We start from the raw sequence: 4,104 nt of genomic DNA on the forward strand, positions 1-4,104 counted from the left end.
CTTACCAAGCCTTTCATCTAGGTTTCTGGGCATGCCGTCCAACTGTGCGTTCAAGCGGACCGCCGGGAGGTGCTTTGATGTTTACTGATACGTTGTCGGCCGGCGGCCGCTTAACGCGGCGTTGAGCCGCAAGGGAGTCGGGTTCCTTGCAGTGCTCGGGCGGTCATGTAGCCCTCGCTCCGAATCACCGTGGCGTCGGGCGCTTGGGGTCGGCTTTCGTTGGTTCCCGAGCGGTTTCGCAGGCGGGCACCGCTTTCGCACGCCAGGGGTGCTGAGTCGTGCAGCAAGTCGCCATTCCGGTGCCTGGTTCCGCTAGCATCTGGTCAGCGGCTCGGCGGATTTCAGGTGGCGGGCGACAGGGGCAGGCTTTCCGTCCCGAGGCGCCTCGCTCCGGCACCCTCCCTTGCTGCCCAACTATGCGTTCAAGCGGACCGCCGGGAGGTGCTTCGATGTTTACTGATACGCTTTCGGCCGGCGGCCGCTTAACGCGGCGTTATGCCCCATGATCGAAGCGGCGCTGTCAGTTGAAGTTTCGGGTAGCTCAGAGTCGTTCTGTGATTGCTGCGGTGCCGAATCTCGAAAGCTCTGGGGCGAAGTTCTCGATGGTCAGGCCACAGCTGCGCTCTACTACATTCAATGGACAGTCGGTTCACCGAATCATTTCCCCAACTTGGACCTCGTGATAGGTCCATGGGGTGAAGGGTTTGGTCCAGCTGATCGGTTCTTGGTGTCGCTACTCTACCGCCCTGATTCGGCGCAAGGTGGTTTCATGGTGGTCGATGCCGAGGGACGCTATGCCAACTATCTAGCACTGTGCGAGAAGGCCTTCGACAGGTCTGAAGTCGTTGGCACGGCGCTCGCTTCTAAAGTGTTCTCAATTGTCGACGCGATTTGGCTCGGTGACCCAAGGTTATCTGATGTGAAGTCGCTCGGAGATGTGGCATAACTGTGCGTTAGAGCGGACCTGCGGGGAGCTACTTCGAATGAACCAATCACTGTCGGCCGCAGGCCGCTCAACGCGGCGTTATGCGTCTTGACTATGGCCCTAGGCACCGTTACCGCCTTCAAGAGCGCTCGCGACCTGGTCGGGGTCGGCGGTCCCATCGGCGAGTCCTCAGCCACATTGGGGGTTTTCGGGTCGAGCCTTGATCCTAAGCAAGTGACCACTCTCATCGGGGTCGAGCCAACGGAGAGCTTTCGTGCGGGGTTCAGACGGGGTCCGCGCTCTCCGGCCATGAAGCATGGGGCGTGGTTCCTTGAGGAGCGAGGCATACTCCCTGAAGGACCGACCGCGGCGCTTCGACGGCTTCGCTTGAGAGTGCCTGATTCAGCTCAATTTTGGGAGCAGTTGCGGGCGCGCTATTCGGTTCAAGTGCGTCTGACGCTCCACTTGGAAGAGTGGAGTTCCGGGTTCAGTCTTTCCCCAGACTTGGTTGCTTGGCTGAACCTTCTAGGTGTCGGGTTGGAGATGGAGATCTTTTCCAATGGCGATACAGACGCATAACTGTGCGTTAGAGCGGACCTGCGGGGAGCTACTTCGAATGAACTCATTGCTGTCGGCCGCAGGCCGCTCAACGCGGCGTTAGCTCTCGATTTATGGCTTGTCGCTCACTCGCCTTCTTTTCGATTTTGGTCGCGTCCAGCACAACATTTGCTTGTCGTCCGATGCCGTTTTCTGAGAGCGCGATCCATGGCGCCGAGGCAATCGCTATCGGCACGATAACAAGTGTCGCCCACCCAGAGTTCGAGGCCCAGCTCCTGAGCGGCTCGGCGCAAGTTTGGCCGAGTTATGCCCTAGACCCATACAAAGTCAGACTTGTCGTAACGGAGGTCCTCATCGGGAAAGCATCGGGCGTCATTGAGACGCAAGTCGGAGGCTGTCCTCCGCCATGGGTTCCAGGTGAATTGGCGGTTATCATCTTCCGCTCTGGTGAACACCCGAAGCTCTGGCGCTACAAGGTCGTTGGCCCCAGAATAAGGGCCATTATGCTCGGCGACGAGAGCTAACTATGCGTTCAAGCGGACCGCGGGGTGGTGTTTCGCTATTTCCTGAAGTTTCATCGGCCCGCGGCCGCTTAACGCGGCGTTGGGCTGCATAGGAGGGGTTGTGGGCATCCTTGCTGACGTTGTCATCGCCAGCCCAGATCAAGCTCTGGGATACGAGGGCCAGCTTCAGGCTGCCATTTCGAGTAGCCAGGTGTCCGACGGTGCTGAGTGGAACGGTCTTACGAGCCTCGAGTTTGAACTGCTCTGGGCTGACCTCGAGGGCCGTGATTGGGCGCCAAGCACCCACCAACTTCGCCATGTTCGGTTTGAGCCCCCGTACCATCGATGGCTAATGGAGTTTCCGCCGCCGCTCGTATCCTTGCTATCTCAACTTTCCGATGAGGCCCTCTCTGGTGTTGCTAGCAGGTGGGCTCAGCACGAGGAAGTGGGCGCTCAGCCGGAAGATGTAGAGCCAATAATTCGTGAGCTGCGACGCCTCGCAATCCGTTCTCGGGAGTCTGGAAAGGGAATGTATTTGTGGGGTTCCCTGTGATGCCGCCCAACTATGTGTTCAACCGGACCTGCGGGGAGGTAGTTCGCATCAACCGAGCACTGTCGGCCGCAGGCCGGTTAACACGGCGTTGGGCCGCAAGGGAGTGGGGTTCCTCCCAGTCTTCGCGCGGTGATGCAGCTCACGCTTCGAATCACGGTGGCGTCGGGCGCTTGGGGTCGGCTTTCGTTGGCTCCCGAGCGGTTTCGCAGGCGGGCCCGCTTTCGCACGCCAGGGGTGCTGAGTCGTGCAGCAAGTCGCCATTCCGGTGCCTGGTTCCGCTAGCATCTGGTCAGCGGCTCGGAGGATTTCAGGTGGCGGGCGACAGGGCCAGGCTTTCCATCCCGAGGCGCCTCGCTCCGGCACCCTCCCTTGCTGCCCAACTATGCGTTCAAGCGGACCGCCGGGAGGTGCTTCGATGTTTACTGATACGTTCTCGGCCGGCGGCCGCTTAACGCGGCGTTGTACTGCACCTGATAGGTTCTCGCAGCCGTGATGCATCTCGCTGAGGGAAACATTGTTGCTGCTCTGAAAGATCCTGAGCGACAGTATCGTGTCCCTTCCGCATGGAGGTCGTCCTTCGAAGCCATCGTCGACGCGTTTGTTGGTGGCGACTACGGCCTGAGAGAACCTATTGCGGGAGTCGTTCCGTTAGAGGAAAGCGTTGCAATTCAGATCGAGCAGTGCATCCGAGACTACGGCGAGAAGCTAGCGCCTCTGTCCGATGAAACGTGGGAGTCATCTGTCTGCCAATGGATGGAGGGCTACTGGGATCTTCTGGTCGACCTGAACACTGAGGCAGAGGGTAGAAGCGACATGGTTCTGAGCGCTCGTGTCCGAGAGAATGAGGCGATCGACTCCTTGAGCCTCCAGGTCAGTGCTGTCTATGTGCCTTAGCGTGCAATACAACTATGCGTTCAAGCGGACCGCCGGGAGGTGCTTCGATGTTTACTGATATGTTTTCGGCCGGCGGCCGCTTAACGCGGCGTTAGGGTGCTCTGGATGCTTGGTCGCGTGCTCGGAGCAATCCTGACAATCTCCATGGTCACTCTGCTGGGGCTGTGGGTAACTCAGGCTCAGCTCCTGGAAATGGAGATCTCAACTCATACGGGGCTTTCGAGCCTTCCCGGCTACGTTGATTCGTTCGAGCGCTACCAGGCCTTCTGTGCCCTCATGTGGCTCACATTCGCGATCTCAGGCGCCTTGCTGGCTTCGGGGAAGCGGGTGGGTTGGTCCGTACTCGGAGCGGCCTGTCTTGTTTGGGGGCTGGTCGCTGCGGGTGCATGGGGGCTGAACTCGTACACCCATTGGTGGCTCTCGCCGCTGTCACTGTCTTTGCTGGCAGCCGGCACGGTTGCGTCGCCGATGGCGCGTAGATCGCGCGTAGCCGCGCCCTAACTCGGCATTCGAGCGGACCGATGGGGCTGGCCTTCGAGTTTCCTGACATGATGTCGGCCATCGGCCGCTCAATGCGGCGTTGGGCGGCATGGTGATGCGTTCCTTCTCTGCCGCGGCAATGGCAGCATTTGTTGCGGTCGCTTCTGTTCTTTCCGGTTTCGTCTTCTGGC

Annotated in this window: 3 protein-coding genes; all 3 read left to right on the plus strand. The window is 59.7% G+C overall.

The genetic code is table 11. From position 1 onward, the window contains the following. The first annotated feature begins 502 nt into the window (after nt 1-502). The 3 genes from M0G41_RS18530 to M0G41_RS18960 all read left to right on the plus strand — a co-directional run bounded on the left by M0G41_RS18530 (nt 503) and on the right by M0G41_RS18960 (nt 3,433). Nucleotides 503-946, plus strand: coding sequence for a hypothetical protein (locus M0G41_RS18530; protein WP_248211725.1), 444 nt, complete (start codon nt 503-505; stop codon nt 944-946). 93 nt (nt 947-1,039) lie between these two features. Beyond that, on the plus strand, nt 1,040-1,504 hold the full coding sequence (locus tag M0G41_RS18955) for a DUF4279 domain-containing protein (RefSeq protein WP_425511281.1): 465 nt from the start codon (nt 1,040-1,042) through the stop codon (nt 1,502-1,504). Nucleotides 1,505-3,031: 1,527 nt separating this feature from the next. Next, nucleotides 3,032-3,433, plus strand: coding sequence for a DUF7668 domain-containing protein (locus tag M0G41_RS18960; protein ID WP_425511282.1), 402 nt, complete (start codon nt 3,032-3,034; stop codon nt 3,431-3,433). Nucleotides 3,434-4,104: the final 671 nt, after the last annotated feature.

Source organism: Pseudomarimonas salicorniae (genome assembly GCF_023156535.1).
Classification (GTDB): domain Bacteria; phylum Pseudomonadota; class Gammaproteobacteria; order Xanthomonadales; family Xanthomonadaceae; genus Pseudomarimonas; species Pseudomarimonas salicorniae.

What these genes read in the sequence shown, in the direction of transcription:
- M0G41_RS18960 (WP_425511282.1), top strand. Translation starts at nt 3,032, where the DNA reads ATGCATCTCGCTGAGGGAAACATTGTTGCTGCTCTGAAAGATCCTGAG.
- M0G41_RS18955 (WP_425511281.1), top strand. Translation starts at nt 1,040, where the DNA reads ATGGCCCTAGGCACCGTTACCGCCTTCAAGAGCGCTCGCGACCTGGTC.
- M0G41_RS18530 (WP_248211725.1), top strand. Translation starts at nt 503, where the DNA reads ATGATCGAAGCGGCGCTGTCAGTTGAAGTTTCGGGTAGCTCAGAGTCG.